General features: G+C 56.9%; 17 protein-coding genes. 3 read left to right on the plus strand and 14 right to left on the minus strand.

The annotated features are described in order from the left end of the window. Positions 1–472: 472 nt before the first annotated feature. Positions 473–886: a cupin domain-containing protein gene (locus tag AC2FNV_RS10505; RefSeq protein ID WP_496773218.1), complete on the plus strand. Its 414-nt coding sequence runs from the start codon at positions 473–475 to the stop codon at positions 884–886. A 199-nt stretch (positions 887–1,085) separates the two neighbouring features. Here the strand turns inward: AC2FNV_RS10505 and AC2FNV_RS10510 are convergent, their stop codons facing one another. From AC2FNV_RS10510 to ppk2, 4 genes are all read right to left on the minus strand, one after another. Beyond that, the gene (locus AC2FNV_RS10510) at positions 1,086–2,780 is read right to left on the minus strand and encodes an adenylate/guanylate cyclase domain-containing protein (RefSeq protein WP_496773220.1); all 1,695 of its coding nucleotides are present in this window, start codon (positions 2,778–2,780) and stop codon (positions 1,086–1,088) included. Positions 2,781–2,845: 65 nt separating this feature from the next. Further along, positions 2,846–3,271 carry a GFA family protein gene (locus AC2FNV_RS10515; protein WP_496773222.1) on the minus strand — a complete coding sequence of 142 codons (426 nt, stop codon included), beginning with the start codon at positions 3,269–3,271 and terminating at the stop codon, positions 2,846–2,848. 678 nt (positions 3,272–3,949) lie between these two features. Further along, positions 3,950–5,734 carry a Na/Pi cotransporter family protein gene (locus AC2FNV_RS10520; protein ID WP_496773224.1) on the minus strand — a complete coding sequence of 595 codons (1,785 nt, stop codon included), beginning with the start codon at positions 5,732–5,734 and terminating at the stop codon, positions 3,950–3,952. Between the two features lie 224 nt (positions 5,735–5,958). Next, complete coding sequence (ppk2, locus tag AC2FNV_RS10525) at positions 5,959–6,747, minus strand: polyphosphate kinase 2 (RefSeq protein ID WP_496773226.1); 789 nt, start codon at positions 6,745–6,747, stop codon at positions 5,959–5,961. A gap of 340 nt (positions 6,748–7,087) precedes the next feature. Here ppk2 and AC2FNV_RS10530 point away from each other — a divergent pair, with 340 nt between their 5' ends. Then, positions 7,088–7,573: a DUF5681 domain-containing protein gene (locus AC2FNV_RS10530; RefSeq protein WP_496773228.1), complete on the plus strand. Its 486-nt coding sequence runs from the start codon at positions 7,088–7,090 to the stop codon at positions 7,571–7,573. Continuing rightward, the gene (locus AC2FNV_RS10535; RefSeq protein WP_496773229.1) at positions 7,566–8,036 is read left to right on the plus strand and encodes a hypothetical protein; all 471 of its coding nucleotides are present in this window, start codon (positions 7,566–7,568) and stop codon (positions 8,034–8,036) included. The genes AC2FNV_RS10530 and AC2FNV_RS10535 overlap by 8 nt, the downstream gene beginning before the upstream one ends. Positions 8,037–8,456: 420 nt before the next feature. On the opposite strand, the gene AC2FNV_RS10540 is transcribed toward AC2FNV_RS10535, so the two are convergent. The 10 genes from AC2FNV_RS10540 to AC2FNV_RS10585 all read right to left on the minus strand — a co-directional run bounded on the left by AC2FNV_RS10540 (position 8,457) and on the right by AC2FNV_RS10585 (position 16,568). Continuing rightward, the gene (locus tag AC2FNV_RS10540) at positions 8,457–8,963 is read right to left on the minus strand and encodes an FAD-dependent oxidoreductase (protein WP_496773231.1); all 507 of its coding nucleotides are present in this window, start codon (positions 8,961–8,963) and stop codon (positions 8,457–8,459) included. Next, positions 8,963–9,157 (minus strand): hypothetical protein, encoded by a 195-nt coding sequence (locus AC2FNV_RS10545; RefSeq protein ID WP_496773233.1) that lies wholly within the window; start codon positions 9,155–9,157, stop codon positions 8,963–8,965. Before AC2FNV_RS10545 ends, AC2FNV_RS10540 begins: the two co-directional genes overlap by 1 nt. Next, entirely contained in the window at positions 9,150–10,655 is a 1,506-nt protein-coding gene (locus AC2FNV_RS10550) for an aldehyde dehydrogenase family protein (RefSeq protein ID WP_170608814.1), read from the minus strand. Before AC2FNV_RS10550 ends, AC2FNV_RS10545 begins: the two co-directional genes overlap by 8 nt. Continuing rightward, on the minus strand, positions 10,652–10,996 hold the full coding sequence (locus AC2FNV_RS10555) for a cupin domain-containing protein (RefSeq protein WP_170608813.1): 345 nt from the start codon (positions 10,994–10,996) through the stop codon (positions 10,652–10,654). The genes AC2FNV_RS10550 and AC2FNV_RS10555 overlap by 4 nt, the downstream gene beginning before the upstream one ends. A gap of 14 nt (positions 10,997–11,010) precedes the next feature. Next, the gene (locus AC2FNV_RS10560) at positions 11,011–11,373 is read right to left on the minus strand and encodes a cupin domain-containing protein (RefSeq protein ID WP_367648316.1); all 363 of its coding nucleotides are present in this window, start codon (positions 11,371–11,373) and stop codon (positions 11,011–11,013) included. 4 nt (positions 11,374–11,377) lie between these two features. Beyond that, positions 11,378–12,655, minus strand: coding sequence for a nucleotide disphospho-sugar-binding domain-containing protein (locus tag AC2FNV_RS10565; protein WP_496773236.1), 1,278 nt, complete (start codon positions 12,653–12,655; stop codon positions 11,378–11,380). 55 nt (positions 12,656–12,710) lie between these two features. After that, the gene (locus AC2FNV_RS10570; RefSeq protein WP_170608811.1) at positions 12,711–13,763 is read right to left on the minus strand and encodes an ABC transporter ATP-binding protein; all 1,053 of its coding nucleotides are present in this window, start codon (positions 13,761–13,763) and stop codon (positions 12,711–12,713) included. Further along, complete coding sequence (locus tag AC2FNV_RS10575; RefSeq protein WP_170608810.1) at positions 13,760–14,551, minus strand: ABC transporter permease; 792 nt, start codon at positions 14,549–14,551, stop codon at positions 13,760–13,762. The genes AC2FNV_RS10570 and AC2FNV_RS10575 overlap by 4 nt, the downstream gene beginning before the upstream one ends. Beyond that, a complete protein-coding gene (locus AC2FNV_RS10580) occupies positions 14,551–15,405 on the minus strand; it encodes an ABC transporter permease (protein ID WP_217362417.1) in 855 nt (284 codons plus the stop codon). The genes AC2FNV_RS10575 and AC2FNV_RS10580 overlap by 1 nt, the downstream gene beginning before the upstream one ends. Positions 15,406–15,518: 113 nt before the next feature. Continuing rightward, positions 15,519–16,568, minus strand: a complete 1,050-nt coding sequence (locus tag AC2FNV_RS10585; RefSeq protein ID WP_170608809.1) for a polyamine ABC transporter substrate-binding protein — start codon at positions 16,566–16,568, stop codon at positions 15,519–15,521. Positions 16,569–16,710 lie beyond the last annotated feature (142 nt).

The raw sequence follows: 16,710 nt of genomic DNA on the forward strand, positions 1-16,710 counted from the left end.
ACGCTATCAAAAAGGCGTCCACGACCCTTGGTGTTTCTGATCACCATAACATTCTCCCTGTCCACAATTTCTTATAGCGTGCCACAGTCTGGACCAAATTAACATGTCGCCAGCCGGCCCCTTTTATAAAATCCGCTGAGTTAAAACCGTCCTGATTGCCCGTTGAGCTAAGAACACAGCTCCAATCGGCTGATCGAAACCACCCCGCGCTCCGCACCTCGACTGTCAGACGACGTACCGATCCTTGTGGACTAAAGAGGACTGTAGATATCGTCTTCGCTTAGCACGGTGGAAATTCCAATTCGGGCTCGAAGCGAACTTTTTTCTTTGACGAAGGATGTCTAGTTAGCGGACTAAAAAACGTACAAGGGCGTCCGATCAACGGCGAGGGCTGAAAAATAAAAGCCAAGATGTAAAGTTGATTTCGTCGAAAAAGAAGTAACATGGTTAACGTTTTTGAAAGGAAATGGCTATGAAGAAAATTCTGGCATTGGTAGCTCTGTTTGTCGCTGCTGCAGTCTCCACCGCGATTGCACACGGGGCCCCGAAAGCGACTGACCTGAAAGCCCCGGAAATCCAAGACTTGTTGGCAAATGCCCTAGAAGGCTCTGACGAATTGGAAGTGATCGTCAGCCACATTGCGCTACCGCCCAACGTGACCTTACCCAAACACTGGCATCCAGGTGAAGAAATTGCATGCATGCTACAAGGCAGCGTAACTCTATTGCTGGTCGGGGAAGACGAAAAAGAAATTTTAGCAGGGGACGTCGGAATTGTGCCGCTGAAGGCGATTCACACCGCCCGTTCTGGAGATGAAGGTGCGACTATTATCGTTTTCAGGATTCACGAAAAGGGGCAGCCGGGCAGGATTTTGGTAGACGAGTAACAGTTTTGGACAGTGTCTCGGACCTTATGGGGACTTGGTCCGCTCTCCAACATCTTGCGATTTTACATGCGCTGCATGCCGCAACTTATCATACTGTCAGTTGACGACTTGGCTATCCGACAGCTCTCGGCTTGGGGTGATCATTCAGTAGAACCCGTTCAGCGTCTGCTTTCGGGACTTTCGATCCAGGCGGTGAAATTCATGAAGTCAAACGACGACCTACAACTGAGATCGGAGGCATTTTCCTTGCGCCTGCTGCTTCCAAGGCCTCCCGTATTGGAACCCAGCCCGACGGGTCCCTGAAGGGCCAAGCCTCAAGTTCTAGCAAATTGAATTGAGGAGCGATGGACGTGAGCTTCGCCATCGTTTCCCGGGCGCCCTCAGTGTTTCCCAAGAGTTGGCGCGAAGCGGCTAGTCCCATCAGGTTCGCCGGAAGCCCGGGCGCAGCTAAGTCCGCCTTCATGAAGTACTCCGCGGCCTGATCATACTGCCCCAGAACCGCGAAACTGATTCCGGCCTGACGCAGAAAGTAGAACAGGTAGGGATGGCTTGCATCATCTTCAACGGCCTGTCGCGCCAGAGTCATCGCCGCTGCGGCGTTGCCGAGATAGGCTTCGATCATCGCCATTTGCGCAACCGCGTGCATGAAGTTCTTGTTGAGTTTCAGTGCCAGTTCCGCCTCGGCCTTGGCAGCTGCATGGTCCTTATTCACGGCAAGCAAAACCTTGGCATGTGTCATGCGAACGACGTCGCTGTTCGGGTTCAGCCGGACCGCGCGTTCGATATAGCGGCAGGTTCGCACCGCATCTTCGTTTGGCAGCCTGCGCCATCCGAAGTCCAGTTCGCTGGTTGCCTCGTAACAGAGCATCGCATAGGCCATCCAGTTGTCCGGATCATGCTGAAGTGCCAATTCAAGCGCCCGTCTAGCCCTTAGCCAGATGTCCCGCGACGTCGACATGTAGCACCGGGCGGCCACATTCAGTAGTTGTTCAACCGTCAACTTTTCCAAGGGTAAATCATCGACATACCCGGCTTCGTTGATTGAGATTCGCACTCTCACGGCGCTGGCAACCTTGATGCCACATTGATCCTGTAGCCGGAACACATCCTCATCGGTTTCGTCATATCGTTCTGACCAGACCTGCTCACCTGTCTCCCTATGGGTCAGGTGCGCGACAACGCGATAGCGCGGGCCTGCGCTGCGCACAGAGCCGCCAACCAAATAGTCCGCGCTCTCCTTGTCATCGACCAGAATGAGGGCAGTCTGACGGGAGAACATGGTTGAAAGATCCTCGCAAACGGCACGGGCCACTTCTTGCGCGTCATTCTGGGTCGTCTCGAATTCGCCTACAAATACACGCGGCTTTCGGCCAAATCGATCCGGTTCCGCTGCCGGGACCGGCAACCTGTCAGGCCAGCTCCAGATCCACACCGGTTCGATTATGTTCTTGAGGTGGACGACTCCGTTGTCGTGGAAGCTGCGGCTGATGAGACTCGAGATTAGCCGTTTGACGTCGTTTGAGATGACGATCTGACCGGCACCAGCGACCGCCTCGAGCCGGGCGGCAACGTTAACACCATCGCCGAAAATATCGTCGCCCTCGTGCACGATGTCCCCAATATGGATGCCGATACGGAGCGCGATATCTTTCTTTGCCAGTTTGTCTTGCACACCCAGCGCACAGGAAACGGCTTCTACCGCGGACTCGAACTCCACCAGCCAGCCGTCCCCGATTCTCTTGATGACCTTGCCAGATCTACTGGCGACTTCCGGCTCGAACAGATCGTCACGTAAGTGCTGCAGGGCTGCTAGAGCCTGCGCTTCATCTTCGCCCATCATGCGCGAATAACCGACTACATCAGCAACTAAAATAGCGGCCAGACGTCTATTCAAATCCTGTTAAACCCCTCTGTTATGGCGCTCAGATCGCAGTTTCCACCTGGTGTGCTACAAATTTCTCATGATCGGACAGGCAAATGGTCGTGAATGTCCACCCAAGGGATCTTACCTTCCGTATGCCAATGCCCTTGCGGTACGTAAGCGGTCGGATCATCCAGGGTACCGATCCAGATCGCGGCAAAATCCTTACCTTCGGGTTGCCAAATAATCGGTGAGCCGCATGTACCACAAAACCCGCGCCGGGCGGTATCGCTGGCCGCGTACCAGTTCGGCTCATTCTTGGGGTACCGGAGGTATTCGTTCTTGGTCATGATCCAGGCCCCGAACAGGTTCCCTAGGGCTCTTTGGCACATCCGGCAATGACAATAACCGGCATTGTGGGGTGGCTGGCTGAGCGAATAGCGAACGGCTCCGCATAAACACCCGCCTTCTACGGGGCCATAGATTTCATTCATTCGAGCGCACCTCTCAGTCTGTCCCGCCATTCCTTCGACAGCTTGAATCTAGCACAAAACGAACTGAAAAGCGCCATCAGGCCATTCTACTAAGTCTTTTGAGGCCTGATCGAACTAGTCGCAGATCGGAGAACTTGTCCTTCCCGACAGAACCCCGCGCGATCTAGACGTAACGGACCACCGCTCTACAGCTCTAGGATTTGAGCGGCAGCAATGGGCTCGAAGCGGTCGTTCGCTGCGAGATACATAGCGCGCTCTCTTCGTCTGACAGCACCTCGCAATGGTATTCAGCGACGACGGTGAAGAGGCGCAATCCGCCTGAGAAAGCCATAATTCCAACTTTCCTTAGCAAGTTAAGTCGTTTCTGATAGTCAGGCCGGTGTCGCGTCTTTCACGTGCGCAACATCGACCGCAGATCTGTTAAGTTGGCCGGCATTCGTTGTTCTGTAGAAAACTTACACCATCCCAGTTCACGTAGACCTAAAGCATCAGTTTTAACATTCTCTTGAACTTGTGCATGTAACTTCTGCTCTGGTCTCGAAGCGGGCATTCGCTGCGGTCTGTTCGAGTGACCGTGTTGCGGACTATGTTGCCGTCTGAAACTAAAATATTGATCAAGCTGACTGTAAAAATGCAACTGTTCTACTCGTTTGGAACCCGAGCAGGCAGCGGGCACTTTTTTCTCATCAAGGCGGTTTCTATAGCCCCTTACGCCGCCTCAGTGGCGATCTCGACTGGAAGTTGTGTTTTTGCGACGCGTTTTGTCAGCGTGTACATATGGCGCAGTTGCTCGATAAAAGTCATAAGCAGTCGAACACGTTCTAAGTACCTAGGATCGTCAGCGTTTAGACGCTTGGCATGTCTTTCGAATAGCTGGTCCGACAGGTTTCGAATATCGTCCTTGAGCAATAGAACTTCTTGGGCAGAGCGCTCGTCACTATTCCCGACGGCCCGAACTGCAAGTTCAAGGCTTTCTCTTACACAAGTCCATAGCCCTTCTACCATTTCTCGGGTGGTTTGACTGCTTTCGGAATAGTCTCCGTCGAAGAATGTTTTGAAGAGTTCAACCATATCAGTTTCGATGATGTCAGCCGCACTCTCGATATCAATAATTGCCGTCACGAGCTTTTGGTGGGTTTCACTTTCGCTTTCCGTTAGTGAGCTTTGCCGTATGCGACCGAGATATTTCATGATTTCCGAGGTCAGGATGTCCACTTCATCGTCGCGTCTTGCTACGTTATCCAACTCATCCTTGTTGTGATGTTCGGCTCCTTCACCTAAGGCATCCATCATTTCCAAGGCGATGTGACCGGCTCGCTCGATCTCCCTTCTGACGTTTTCAAGCGCGATCGTGGGTGCTTCCAGCGCTGCTTCATCCAGGAACTCAGGCTGGATAATAATGTCTTCCGGCTCGGGCCGATCCGGGACCAATCTTTCCGCGAGGCGTGCAAAGGCTGTTGTGAAGCCAATAAATATCATCGTGTTAAGGACATTGAACATCGTATTGGCGTTCGCGATCTGCCGAGGCACCTCTGCGGCTAATTTGTCTTTACCATCCAGACCTTCTGCTGCCGCAGGTGAAACATTGACAGCAATATCTGCAAGTATGCTTAGGAACGGCAGCCAAATAAGAACGCCAGCTATGTTGAACAAAACATGGACAACGGACGCGCGGACAGCCTCTACCGGTTTACCAAGCGCCGCTAGCAACGCCGTAACACAGGTTCCTATGTTCGCGCCCAAGGCTAGAACAATCCCCGCCTGTAGAGACAGAAGACCTTCGCTGGCCATGGCTATTGCGATGCCCACCGTGGCCGCGGAAGACTGGACCAGCCCGGTAAACAACGCTCCTGCCAGAATGCCGAAAAGTGGCTGTTCCATGCTGGCGAGAATTTCCAAGAAGGGCTCATAGCTGCGCAAAGGCTTCATTCCATCGCTCATCAGGCCCATTCCGTAGAACACAAGGCCAAGGCCCATTATCATCATACCGATGTACTTGGGGCGCTCATTCTTGCTGCCAAAGGTCATGAAAAAGCCAAGCGCGACCGCGATTAAGGAATAAGTGGAAAGGTTAAAGGCAAGTAACTGCGCAGTGACGGTGCTACCAATGTTTGCGCCCATGATCACACCGACGGACTGTGCCAGTGTCATGACACCGGCTGTAACGAATCCTACGACCAATACCGTCGTGACAGAGGAAGAATTCAGAATACCGGTGACGAACGCCCCTGTTGCAGCGCCCATAAACCGGTTCACGGTCAACTTCTGAAGAACATTGCGGAGCGTGTTTCCAGCGGCCTTCTTTAACCCTTCAGACAAAAGATCCAAACCTGCCAGAAAGAGCGCCAAGCCACCAAACAAACCCATGCCTAATTGCAGCCAGTCTACGTGCTGCTCTGCCGTTTCTGCTGACTGAGCGTAGGCTGCGCTGAAGCTCAAAAAGGCAAACGCAACAAAAAGGTAAGGCAACAACCGAGTTACCGTTTTCGACATGGATTGACCTCCCACTATAATCCGCACCTCAAGGACAAAGATCAAGTAAGTCGATCCGATGCCGCGAGCCGTGTTCAACTGATTTCGGAATTAACAAAATAGGACCTTAACTGGACAAATATCGTCGCAGATAACCGTTTGAATTTCCACTGAACGCTGGTTGTTGGAGCCGCTAGGCCAGCAATCGACTAGTCCCAGACGCCCAGTCTGTTCAGTACGGTAACTCAATACAGCTGCGGCACTGTGTTAGAAAACGTAATAGTTTCTGGCATCCCTTTGCGTCGCTTTCTGCGCTTCGGCAAGTCTGGGATAGTGAAAAGTTCATCCTTATATGGAATTGATTTCAGTATGTGAGCGATGCAATTCAAACGTGCAAGGCGCTTGTTGTCCGCTGGAACGCGATACCAAGGCGCTTCAACTGTGTCGCTCGCTGCAATCATGCGCTCGTAAGCTTCCGTGTAGTCCCACCACCGCGCCCAAGACTCAAGATCCATGGGACTAAGCTTCCAGTGCTTTCTCGGGTCTATCATTCGGTCTTTGAATCTATCCTGCTGTACTTCTCGACTGACATCGAAAAAGTATTTCAGGAGAACAATGCCTTCTCTGACAAGATATCTTTCAAAACCCGGCACATCGGTTAGGAACGTTTCATATTGTTTGGTGGTACAAAAGCCCATGACCCGCTCTACCCCCGCGCGATTGTACCAACTGCGATCAAAGAGAACGATCTCGCCACCCGCCGGAAGGTGTTCGAAGTACCGTTGGATATAAACTTGGGATTTTTGGCGGTCACTCGGAGCAGGCAACGCCACAACTCGAAAAACACGCGGGCTAACGCGCTCGGTTATTCGCTTTATTACTCCGCCCTTTCCGGCAGCATCTCGCCCTTCGAACACAATAACAACCCGCGACCCGGTTTTCTGAACCCAGCCTTGGAGATGGCACAGCTCAATCTGCAAGCGCTTCAGTTCAGCCGCATAGGACTTCCTTGAGATGGTTCCCTTTTTTGCCATTTTCAGCCCCCCTTTCGCTGGATTGTAACAGAAAAGCAACAAGAAATAGAGCATTGCCTCATTTTGCATTTCCGTTTCACAAGACGGTACTGCTAGGTAAATTTGAGTTGGCTTCAGGTATGCCAAAGGAACTGTGGGTGCCGTCAGACGAATTCGAACCAGTCTCAGTTTGCCGCCGGAACCGTAACCAGTGCACCGTGCCAAAAAGCAACAGCTTTTGCCTAACACCATAAATTAAGAAACTCGGATGGTTGATATCTCAAGGTCAAATTTAGCTATGAGATTTAACTAAATTTAGGTAAGTTAGGCTGACCCTTATATCCAATGAAAGCCGTTAGCTGTGACCGTACCGAATTCGCAACCGCAGCCTGAAAATACAGCAGCAAAACAGGCTTTGACTTCAAAAGCCGGAAAGTTTCCCAAGGGTAAGAGCGGAAATCCTAAGGGAAGACCCAAGGGCGTGCGCAACAAAGCGACACTGGCGGCCGAAGCAATGATGGACGGGGATGCCAAAGCTATTACGCAAAAGGCGATAGACTTGGCAAAAGCAGGTGACATGACCGCAATACGGTTGTGCCTTGAGCGCATTCTGCCACCCCGAAAGTGTCGCCCGCTCAAAGTCGTCCTGCCAAAGATAAACGGCCCTGAAGACATTTTGAATGCCGTGAATTCTGTTCTAGGAGCAGTTGCTTCAGGTCAGATCACGACCGATGAAGCAGACGCGCTGTTGCGTTCCATTGAAGCCGCCCGAAAAGCTATCGAGACAGAACAACTTCATCTTGAATTGGATGAGCTGCAATCAAGACTGGAATTGCTCGGTGGCTGATACCCCTAAAGGCAGGATAGCACGATATCGAAAACATCTGGCCATACCCCGAGATATGTACCTCGCCGCCGTAGAACGTCAGGAAGCCAGAGCATGGGCAAAATGGACAGACCCATCGAAAGACACAGAATTCAGAGAAGAACTGCAAGCGATTTATGATCGACTAACGGCTGAAGGCGTTCCCCACATGGGGGATAGGCCAAGATTTCCTCCCGTTCGCGATCCCGATCCGGCTCTTTTCGACGGCGAAGAAGAAATCCGAAAAGACGACATGATCATCGCCACCTACCTCACTGATAACCCAGCCGAACGCAAAAAACCGATGGCGCGGGGCACAACTCATGACGAGCTGCTGGAGTTCTGGAAAAGCAGCCCCGACGGGCAGAGATATTTCCAACAACGAGAAAGCTACATTTCTGAAGCCATTATTAAAGCAAAAGCCAAAGTGCTGGGAGGCGCCTGATGCCCACCATTCCACCGCCAATTATCAAAATTGATCAATTTTGTGGGCCAATCGCTATTCAAAGTACATCAATGGGTTTGGGACCATGGCTCTGAAAGGGACGTCGTTTAAAACCGGCTGCGTTACGTCGGTGTCGCACATGTCGCCGTGTCGCACGCCGCGTTTGACCGCTGAAGACTGTAAAGCGGACATCTGACAAAATCACTCAGATGACCGCATCGAGCCCATTCTTCCAGATGCCGCATCACACGCGAACGGGCAATAAGCGCGCTAAAGCGGGTGTTCCATCCGAGCCGGGCACCTTCCTTCCCTTCATTCCAATCCCGTCTGGTTTCAAGACCCAAATCCTATACCAAATCGGTCCAACGACCGGAGAAGCAGTGACCGCTCGCCGGTTTGATCCTCTCGGGATAGATCATTTTACGCCCAGCTGATCACGATACTGCGAATCGGCTCTGGCGGGAAAGGAACGGGGCGCGTTCGCAGCATCCGGAGCCTGGTTCGCTCAGTCTCTACTCCTTGCAGAAGGTCCAGCATGGTAAGTGCCGCGAAGCGCGAGGCCGAGACGCCTTGTCCGGTAAAGCCGAGAGCATAGGCCAGATGTCCCTGCAACGCGGTACCGGCAAAGAAGGTCAGGCGCGCCGAGGTGTCGATGATGCCACCCCAGGCATGGCTGAATTCAGTTCCCTTCAGCGCAGGGAAGGCCGCGAAAAAGTTGGCGCGCAGCCGGTCGAAGGTTTCGGGCCGGTTGAACAGCGCCACATCGCGCCGGCTGCCGTAGTGATAGACCGCGTCATAACCGCCCCAAAGGATCCGATTATCCGCGGTCTTGCGGGAATAATGGAACTGGTTGCCGCTGACGGCCACACCGTGTCGCTCCTGCCAACCGATGGCCGCAAGCTGCGCTTCTGTCAAAGGCTCGGTCATCAAGGCATAGTCGAATATCGGGATGATTGTCGTGCGCGCGCCTTGATCGCAGACCAGAGCCCGGTAAAGCCACCGCCGACGATTGCGAGATCGCAAGTGATTTCTGCTTCAAGCGCGGGGCATTTAGCCGCGGTCCGATCCAGCCAGTAGGGCACGGATTGCGGTGCTACCCTGCGCGTATTTTCGTCAGACATGTTTGCGGCCACCGGCGTCGAGGAACCAGTCATCTGGATAAGGGTACCACCAGTCATGGCGCACTGGCTTGTGGTCGAGGATGACCATTTTCGTCCGCCGGAACGTATCGAGCCCCATCCGGCCCAGTTCGCGCCCAATCCCCGAATTCTTCCAGCCGCCGAAAGGCAGCGCATCGTTGTCGATCATCGGGTTGTTAATCCAGACCACGCCCGCCTCAAGCCGCTCGGACGCCTCATGCGCCTCGGCCAGATCGGTGGTGAAGATCGAGGCGCCCAAACCGAAATCGCTGTCATTGGCCATGGCGATGGCGGTGTCGAAATCGGGTACGCGGAGGATGGCGGCGACAGGGCCGAAGATCTCTTCGCTCAGCAGGTCCATCTGGGGTGTGCAGCCAGTCAGGATGGTGGGTTCATAGAACCAGCCCCGGTTCAGCCCCTCGGGCCTGCGCCCGCCGCAGGCGACCGTCGCGCCCTTGGCCACGGCATCCGCCACCAGACGCTCGACCTTGTCGCGGGCGGCCTCGCTGACCAGCGGGCCAATCTCGGACTTTTCCAGGCCATTGCCGATCCTGAGCCGCCGGGTCTCGGCCACGAAAGCCTCGACAAAGGCATCATGAACGGCGTCCACGACGTAAAGCCTCTCGGTCGAGGTGCAGACCTGGCCCGTCAGGTGGAAGGCGCCAGTCACGGCCCCGGCGGCGGCCACGTCAATCGGTGCGTGGGCGGTGATCACCATCGGATCGGACCCGCCCGCCTCGATCACCGCCGGTTTCAGGCGGCGCGCAGCGGCTTCGGCCACGGCCTGGCCCGCGCGGACCGAACCGGTGAAGGCCACCGCATGGGTCTGGCGGCTGTCAACCAGCGCCTGGCCGGTTTCGGCCCCGCCCGGCACGCAGGCGACGAGGTCCGCGGGCATGTCATCAAAGACCTTCATGAATTCGAGGGTCGAGAGCGTGGTCGCCTCGGCAGGTTTCACGATGCAGCCATTGCCCGCCGCCAGAGAGGCCGCGACGGTCCAGCACATCAAGAGGATCGGGAAGTTGAATGGCATGATATGGGCCGACACGCCCAGCGGTTCGTAGCGGGCATATTGCAGCGATCCGGTCTGGGTGGTGCCCGCCAGCTTGCCCGCCTCATCCCGCGCCATCTCGGCGTAGTAGCGGAAGATCGGCGCGCAATTGGCGACCTCGCCGATGGCTTCGGGGTAGGGTTTGCCCATCTCGCGGCTCATTAGCGTGGCGCAGCGGGTCATGTCGGTGGCCTCGATCCGGGCGGCCAGACGGTGCAGATGCGCGGCGCGGGTCTTGGCGTCGGTTCCCGCCCAAAGTTTCTGCGCCGCGTTCACCCGGGCCAGAACGCCGTCAAGCTCCGCCGCCGTCACGTCACCGCGCCGCGCGACCACCTCAAGCGTCGCCGGGTCGATCACGTCATGCGCGGCACCCGCGCTTGAGTGATAACGCGGGGCCAGGTAGTAGCAGGGCGAGAGGATATCACTCATCGGATCATGTACACTTTCTTGACAGTCTCATGGACGGTGCAGACCCCTTTCCAGTCCTGCGGGAAAAAGGCCGCCGTGTCGGGCGCGACCTCGATTACGTCGCCGCTTTCGTGCACATAGGTGCAGCGACCTTCGAGGAAGTGGCAGAACTCATCCCGGGTCACGTGACATTCCCATTTGCCGGGCGTACAAATCCAAAGCCCGCATTCGCTTTGGCCGTCGGGACCCTTGTAAAGCAGCTTGCCCGAGGTGCGGCTTTCGCCGTCGATCATGGTCGGGATCACGCCCCAATCCACGGTGTCGGTAATCTGCAACGGGTTACGCATGACCGGTGCTTTCATGGCTTTTGTCCTTCTCAAACCAGCATGTAGATATTGCGCAGAGTTTCGGTGATTTCCGCCGTGCCCTCCCACCCGGCGGGAAAGAGCACGCAGGTGCCCGCGCGGGCCTCGATCACTTCGTCCGAGCCGTCGCGGCGATAGATCACGTGGCCCGCGACGAAATGGCAGAACTCGTCGCGCGGCACCGAGATCTTCCACGTGCCCGGCGTGCAGACCCAGATGCCGCATTCGGGCGAGTTGCCCGGACCCTTGTGCAGAAGCCGCCCGGTTGAATACGACTGGCCCCTGACCATGTCGGGCTGTGGGCCCCAATCGACCAGATCATCATACATGGTCGCGTCGTGGATATGCGGCGCCGAGGCGTTTAGGTCCGTCACAGGATCACTCCACCAGACCGACCAGCAGCTTTGCGGCCTTTTCCTGCCCGTTCTGCGATTGCATATGCGCCGAGGTCGATTTGAGTCGCGCGGCCATGTCCTTATCGTTCAGGCAGGCTTCGATTTTGGCGGTCAGGTCTTCATCGGTCCAGTCGTAGCGGTCCGAGCGGAAGCCATGGCCGGTTTCCTGAACACGCATGGCATTGTCATGGCCGTCCCAGACATAGGACATGATGATCGCAGGCTTGCCGAAATAGAGGCATTCGGTGAACGAGTTGTTGCCGCCGTGATGGATGACCACATCCACCTGCGGAATGACCGAGGGTTGCGGATACCAGCTCTGGATCACCACGTTGTCGGGGATGTCGCTGTATTCGCCTTCGTAATCGCCGACATTTACCAGCGCACGGTAGCGGCTGTTGCCCACCAGCGTGATCAGGCGCTTCAGCAGGTCGGTATCACCCGCGCCGAGGGACCCGAAGGAGATATAGAGCAGCGGTCCGTCATTGTTTTTCTTGAAAGTGGGCACTTCATAAGGTTCATCCTGCCTCACGCAGCCCTCGAGATACTGGAACCGCGCCGGGTCGAGCGGCTTTGCGCGTTTGTATTTCGCCTGTTCGGGATAGAGCAGCAGGTTCAGATGCGGCGAGGCCTCGAAGAACTCGCCCAGGGGATAGGCATCCTCGTTACAGTCGGCCAGGAAGGCGTTGAAATCGTCGTGGATGGGCTTGATCACCTCGTTGAACCGCGCCCGGAAGGCGGCATGGCCCGCTGTGTCGTTTTCGGACATGCCCGACAGGTGCGGCGGGATCGCGTCATCCTCGATCTCGTTTTCCGAACACGAGATGATCCGCACCCAGGGCACGCCGAACTGCTTGATCGCCGGGAAGAGGATCACGTTGTCGACCGAGATCACATCCGGTTTGATCTTGTCCAGAATGCCGGGCAGGTCCTTTTGCGCCCATTTGGCGCTGTCGACGATCGCCTCCCAGCATTCCTTGACGTAATTGTCGATCTGGTCGATCGGTGCCTTGCGGAAATTGGGGATATGGCCGTTGATGAAATCTTCCCAGAATTTCGCCATCTGCTCGGGCGGCATCGGTTCGGAGAGAGCCACCGGATGGGCCTCGAACCCGTAACCCTCGTAGACCTCGACAAAGCCCGGGTCCGACAGGAATACCGCCTTGTGGCCCATGCGTTCCACCGCCTGCGCAATCCCGACCGAATTCAGCGCAGGGCCAAACGCGGCCTCTGGGAAAAATGCGAAAGTCTTCTGGGTCATCTTTGTCTCCTCTGTTGTCGCTGCCGCATTGCGCGGCGATGTTTGGCTCAAGCAGTCAGACCGCGAAAATCCTCGTGTCTTTGGCCGCCCAGCTAACGGTTACCTCTTCGCCGATGGCGAGTCGCCGGGTTTCGGCCTCATCCGCTGTCAGCCGCACCATCACCGGGTCGGGTGCGGCAGGGCTCATGAGATGGAGTTGCAGATCAAGCCCGTGATAGGCGAGCGCGCTGACCTTGCCGGTCAGGCGGTTTTCGCCTTGCGCATCGCCCAGATGCAGGCGCTCGGGGCGCACGGCGGCGACTCCGCGTTGGCCTGCGTCCAGCGCGTCCGCGGCGGTGATCACGTCGCCTGAAGCCGTCAGCAATTTCCCGTCGCGCTGCTCGACCGGCAGGAAATTCATCACCCCGATGAAATCGGCGGCAAAGCGGCTTTCAGGGTGTTCATAGATCTCGTGCGGGGTGCCGCACTGCAACAGCTTGCCATCCCGCAGGATCGCGATCCGGTCGGCCATCACCAGCGCCTCTTCCTGGTCATGGGTGACGATGATGAAGGTAATGCCGAACTCGTCCTGGATGCGTTTCAATTCCAATTGCATCTCGCCGCGCAGCTTCTTGTCGAGTGCCCCCAGGGGTTCGTCGAGCAGCAAGAGACGCGGGCGTTTGACCAGCGCGCGGGCCAGCGCCACCCGCTGCCGCTGCCCGCCCGAAAGCTGATCGGGTTTGCGTTTCGCCAGGTCGCCTAGCTGGATCACCTCAAGGATCTCGTCCACGCGGGTTTTGATCTCGGCGCGCGGAAGCCTCTCCATCTCCAGCCCGTAGGCGATGTTCTGCGCCACGCTCATATGCGGGAAAAGCGCGTAGGACTGGAACATCAGGTTCACGGGCCGCTTGTTCGGCGGTATGGCAGAGATATCGTGGCCATCCAGCAGGATTTCGCCCCCCGTCGGGGGCTCGAATCCCGCCAGCAGGCGCAAAAGCGTTGTCTTGCCGCTCCCCGATGCACCCAGCAGTGCGAAAAACTCGTTTTCGCGGATGTCCAGGTCAATACCATCCACCGCCCGGACAGCACCGAAATGTTTCTGGATGTTGCGCAGGGAAAGCAGTGTCATTGCCCCGGAAGCCCCCCGCGGTTGAGCCGTTGCGAAAGAGCCAGCGCGATGACCGAGACCGCCATCACGATAGTCGCCAGCGCGTTGATCTCGGGCGTCACGCCGAACCGGATCATCGCGAAGATCTGCATCGGCAGTGTGATGGAATCGCGCCCTGCCCCGGCGGTGAAAAAGGCGATGATGAATTCATCGACCGAGAGCGTGAAGGCCAGAAGCGCGCCCGCAATGATTGCGGGCAGCATCACCGGCAACACGATCCGCCAGAGCGTCACCGGTGTCGAGGCGCCAAGATCGGTCGAGGCCTCGACCACTGACCAGTCGAAGGTTTTCAGCCGTGCGCGGACCACCGAACAGACGAAGGCCAGGTTGAAGACCACGTGACTCAGGATCACCGTATGCAGGCCCAGCGTCACGTCGAGCAGCGAGAAGAAACTGAGGAGCGCGATCGCCAGCACGATATCGGGGATGATCATCGGGGCAAAGATGATGGTTTCGATGAACCGGCCTTTGCGACGGCGGATCTCGACCCCGATGGCCAGCAATGTGCCAAGGATGGTGGCCAGCACGGTAGAGACCAGCGCGACGATGAGCGTGTTGAACGCGGCCCCCATCACGTCGCTGTTGCGCAGAAGCTCGCCATACCATTTGGTGGAAAATCCCGTCCAGGCGGTGGGCAACCCACCCTCGTTGAATGACAGCCCCACCAGCACTGAGATCGGGATATAGAGAAACGCGAATACCGCCGACAGGATCATCAGCATGAGGCGGGGATTGGCTTGGGCGCGCATCACGTTGCCTCCGGACGGGCGCCCGAGGCGCGCTCGGTGGCGAAAGTCTGCAGTGTCAGAAGCCCCATCATGATCGCAATCAGGAACATGGACAGCGCTGCGCCGAAGGGCCAGTCATTGGCGGTGAGGAACTGGGCATAGACCAGATTGCCGATCATCTGGAACTGTCCGCCGCCCAAGAGCGCGGGCGTCACGAAGTTGCCGATCGACAGCACGAAGACAAAGACGAACCCAGTGGCCACGCCCGGAAAGGTCATCGGCAGGGTCACTCGCCGGAAGGTTGTCCAGCCCGACCCACCCAGATCGCGCGAGGCCTCGGCAATCTCGGGGTTGAGGCGCGACAGGGGCGCGTAGCAGGCCAGGATCACGAAGGGCAAGTAATTGTAAACGAGGCCGACAACCACGGCGCTTTCGGTATAGAGCAGCTTGGGCAATTCACCGTCATAGCCCAGCCAATGCGCCATCGAAGCGATCAGGCCTTCGCGGTTCAAGAGCACGATCCAGGCATAGGTGCGCACCAGGTAGTTCGACCAGAAGGGCAGGACCGCGAAAAAGAGCAGCACCGGCTGGCGCCGGGCAGGCGCGGCGGCAATCGCATAGGCGGCGGCATAGCCGACGATGACGGCGATCAGGGCCGACAGGCCCGCGATGCCTGCGGATTTCAAGAAGATGCCCGCATAAAGCGGATCAAAGACCAATGCGATGTTTTCCAGCGTGAAGGTGTATTCGATACCGCCATAGATACCGCGCCGAAAGAAGGCCAGCGCCAGGATCAGGAGGCACGGCACCACCATGAACGCGGTCAGCCAGGCCAGCGCCGGCGACATTAGGTAAAGGGGTTTGCGGTCGGTCATCGGATGTTCCGGGTCCTGCCGCGCGGGCGGCAAATGCTGGCCTTCAGGGATCAGGGCGGGGGCCCGGCCCGGTCATCGTGACGTGCCGGGTCGGGCGTGCCGCTTGGGCCGGATCAGTTCGCCGCCTTGATCTCGGACACGGTGCGGGAATAGTCGCGCTGCGCCTCACCCACATCCCGGAGTTGCTCGTACCCCAAAAGCTCATCCGGACCGATGCCCATATTCGGGAATTGCGCGATGAAATCCTCGGAAAGCCCAGACATCGCGGTCTCGTTCGGCACCTTGTAGAGGATGTTCTCGGCCGCCCAGCCGTGGTTCGCGGGGTCGAGGATGAAGTTCACGAACTCATAGGCCGCATCCTTGTTCTCGGAACTTTTCAGGATCACCATCGTGTCGACCCAGAGGTCCGAGCCCTCTTCGGGGATCACGTATTTGATGTCGGCATTCTCGGCGATGCCATAGTTGCACCAGCCGTCCCAGGCATGAACCAGCTCGGCCTCGCCCGACACCAGCTTGGCGTAGAAGGTCGTGTCGTCATAGGCCAGAAGCGTGCCCTTGGCGTCGATCAAGAGGTCGCGCACTTCGGCCAGCTTGTCGGGGTCGGTTTCATTGACCGAATAACCCTTGGCCAGCTGCCCCGCCGCCAAAAGCCAGCGATCGGTGGCCAGCATCGTGGTCTTGCCGCTTAAATCCTCGCTGGGGGTCAGAAGGTCCATCCAGCTATCGGGCGTGTCGCTTACAAGGTCCGAGCGGTAACACAGCCCGGTCGTGCCCCAGGCATAGGGAACCGAAAAGGCATTACCCGGGTCGTGTTCAAGCTCGGTCGCCTGCGCGTAGAGGTTCGAGATATTGGGGATCTTGGCGTGATCCAGATCCTCCGCCAGACCCAGATTGTGCAGCACCTCGGCAAAAGGCGAGGATACAAAGACCACGTCATAGCCCTTACCTTTCGACGCGATGAGCTTGCCCATGATCTCTTCGTTGGTGCCGTGCAGAACCAGCTCGGCCGCGTGTCCGCTGGCCGCGTTGAAGCTGTCAATCGCATCGGGCGCCATGTACCCGTCCCAGTTGGACACCACCAGTTCCCCGGCCATGAGCGCGCTTGCGCAACAGGCCAGCCCGGCGCCCAGCATCGTTCTACGGATCGCGTTTTTTCGGTTCATTCCAATCCTCCATCTGTTGCCACCGGTCGCCCTTTTGAGATGCGGGGCACTCGGGGTCATGTCGCAGGCGGATATTGCGAACCGCCATGCATTACAGTATTATTACTATGAAAAGTACGTCAAACTGTATTCGCTGTTCGTA

Source organism: Ruegeria sp. BHSA163 (assembly GCF_059613365.1).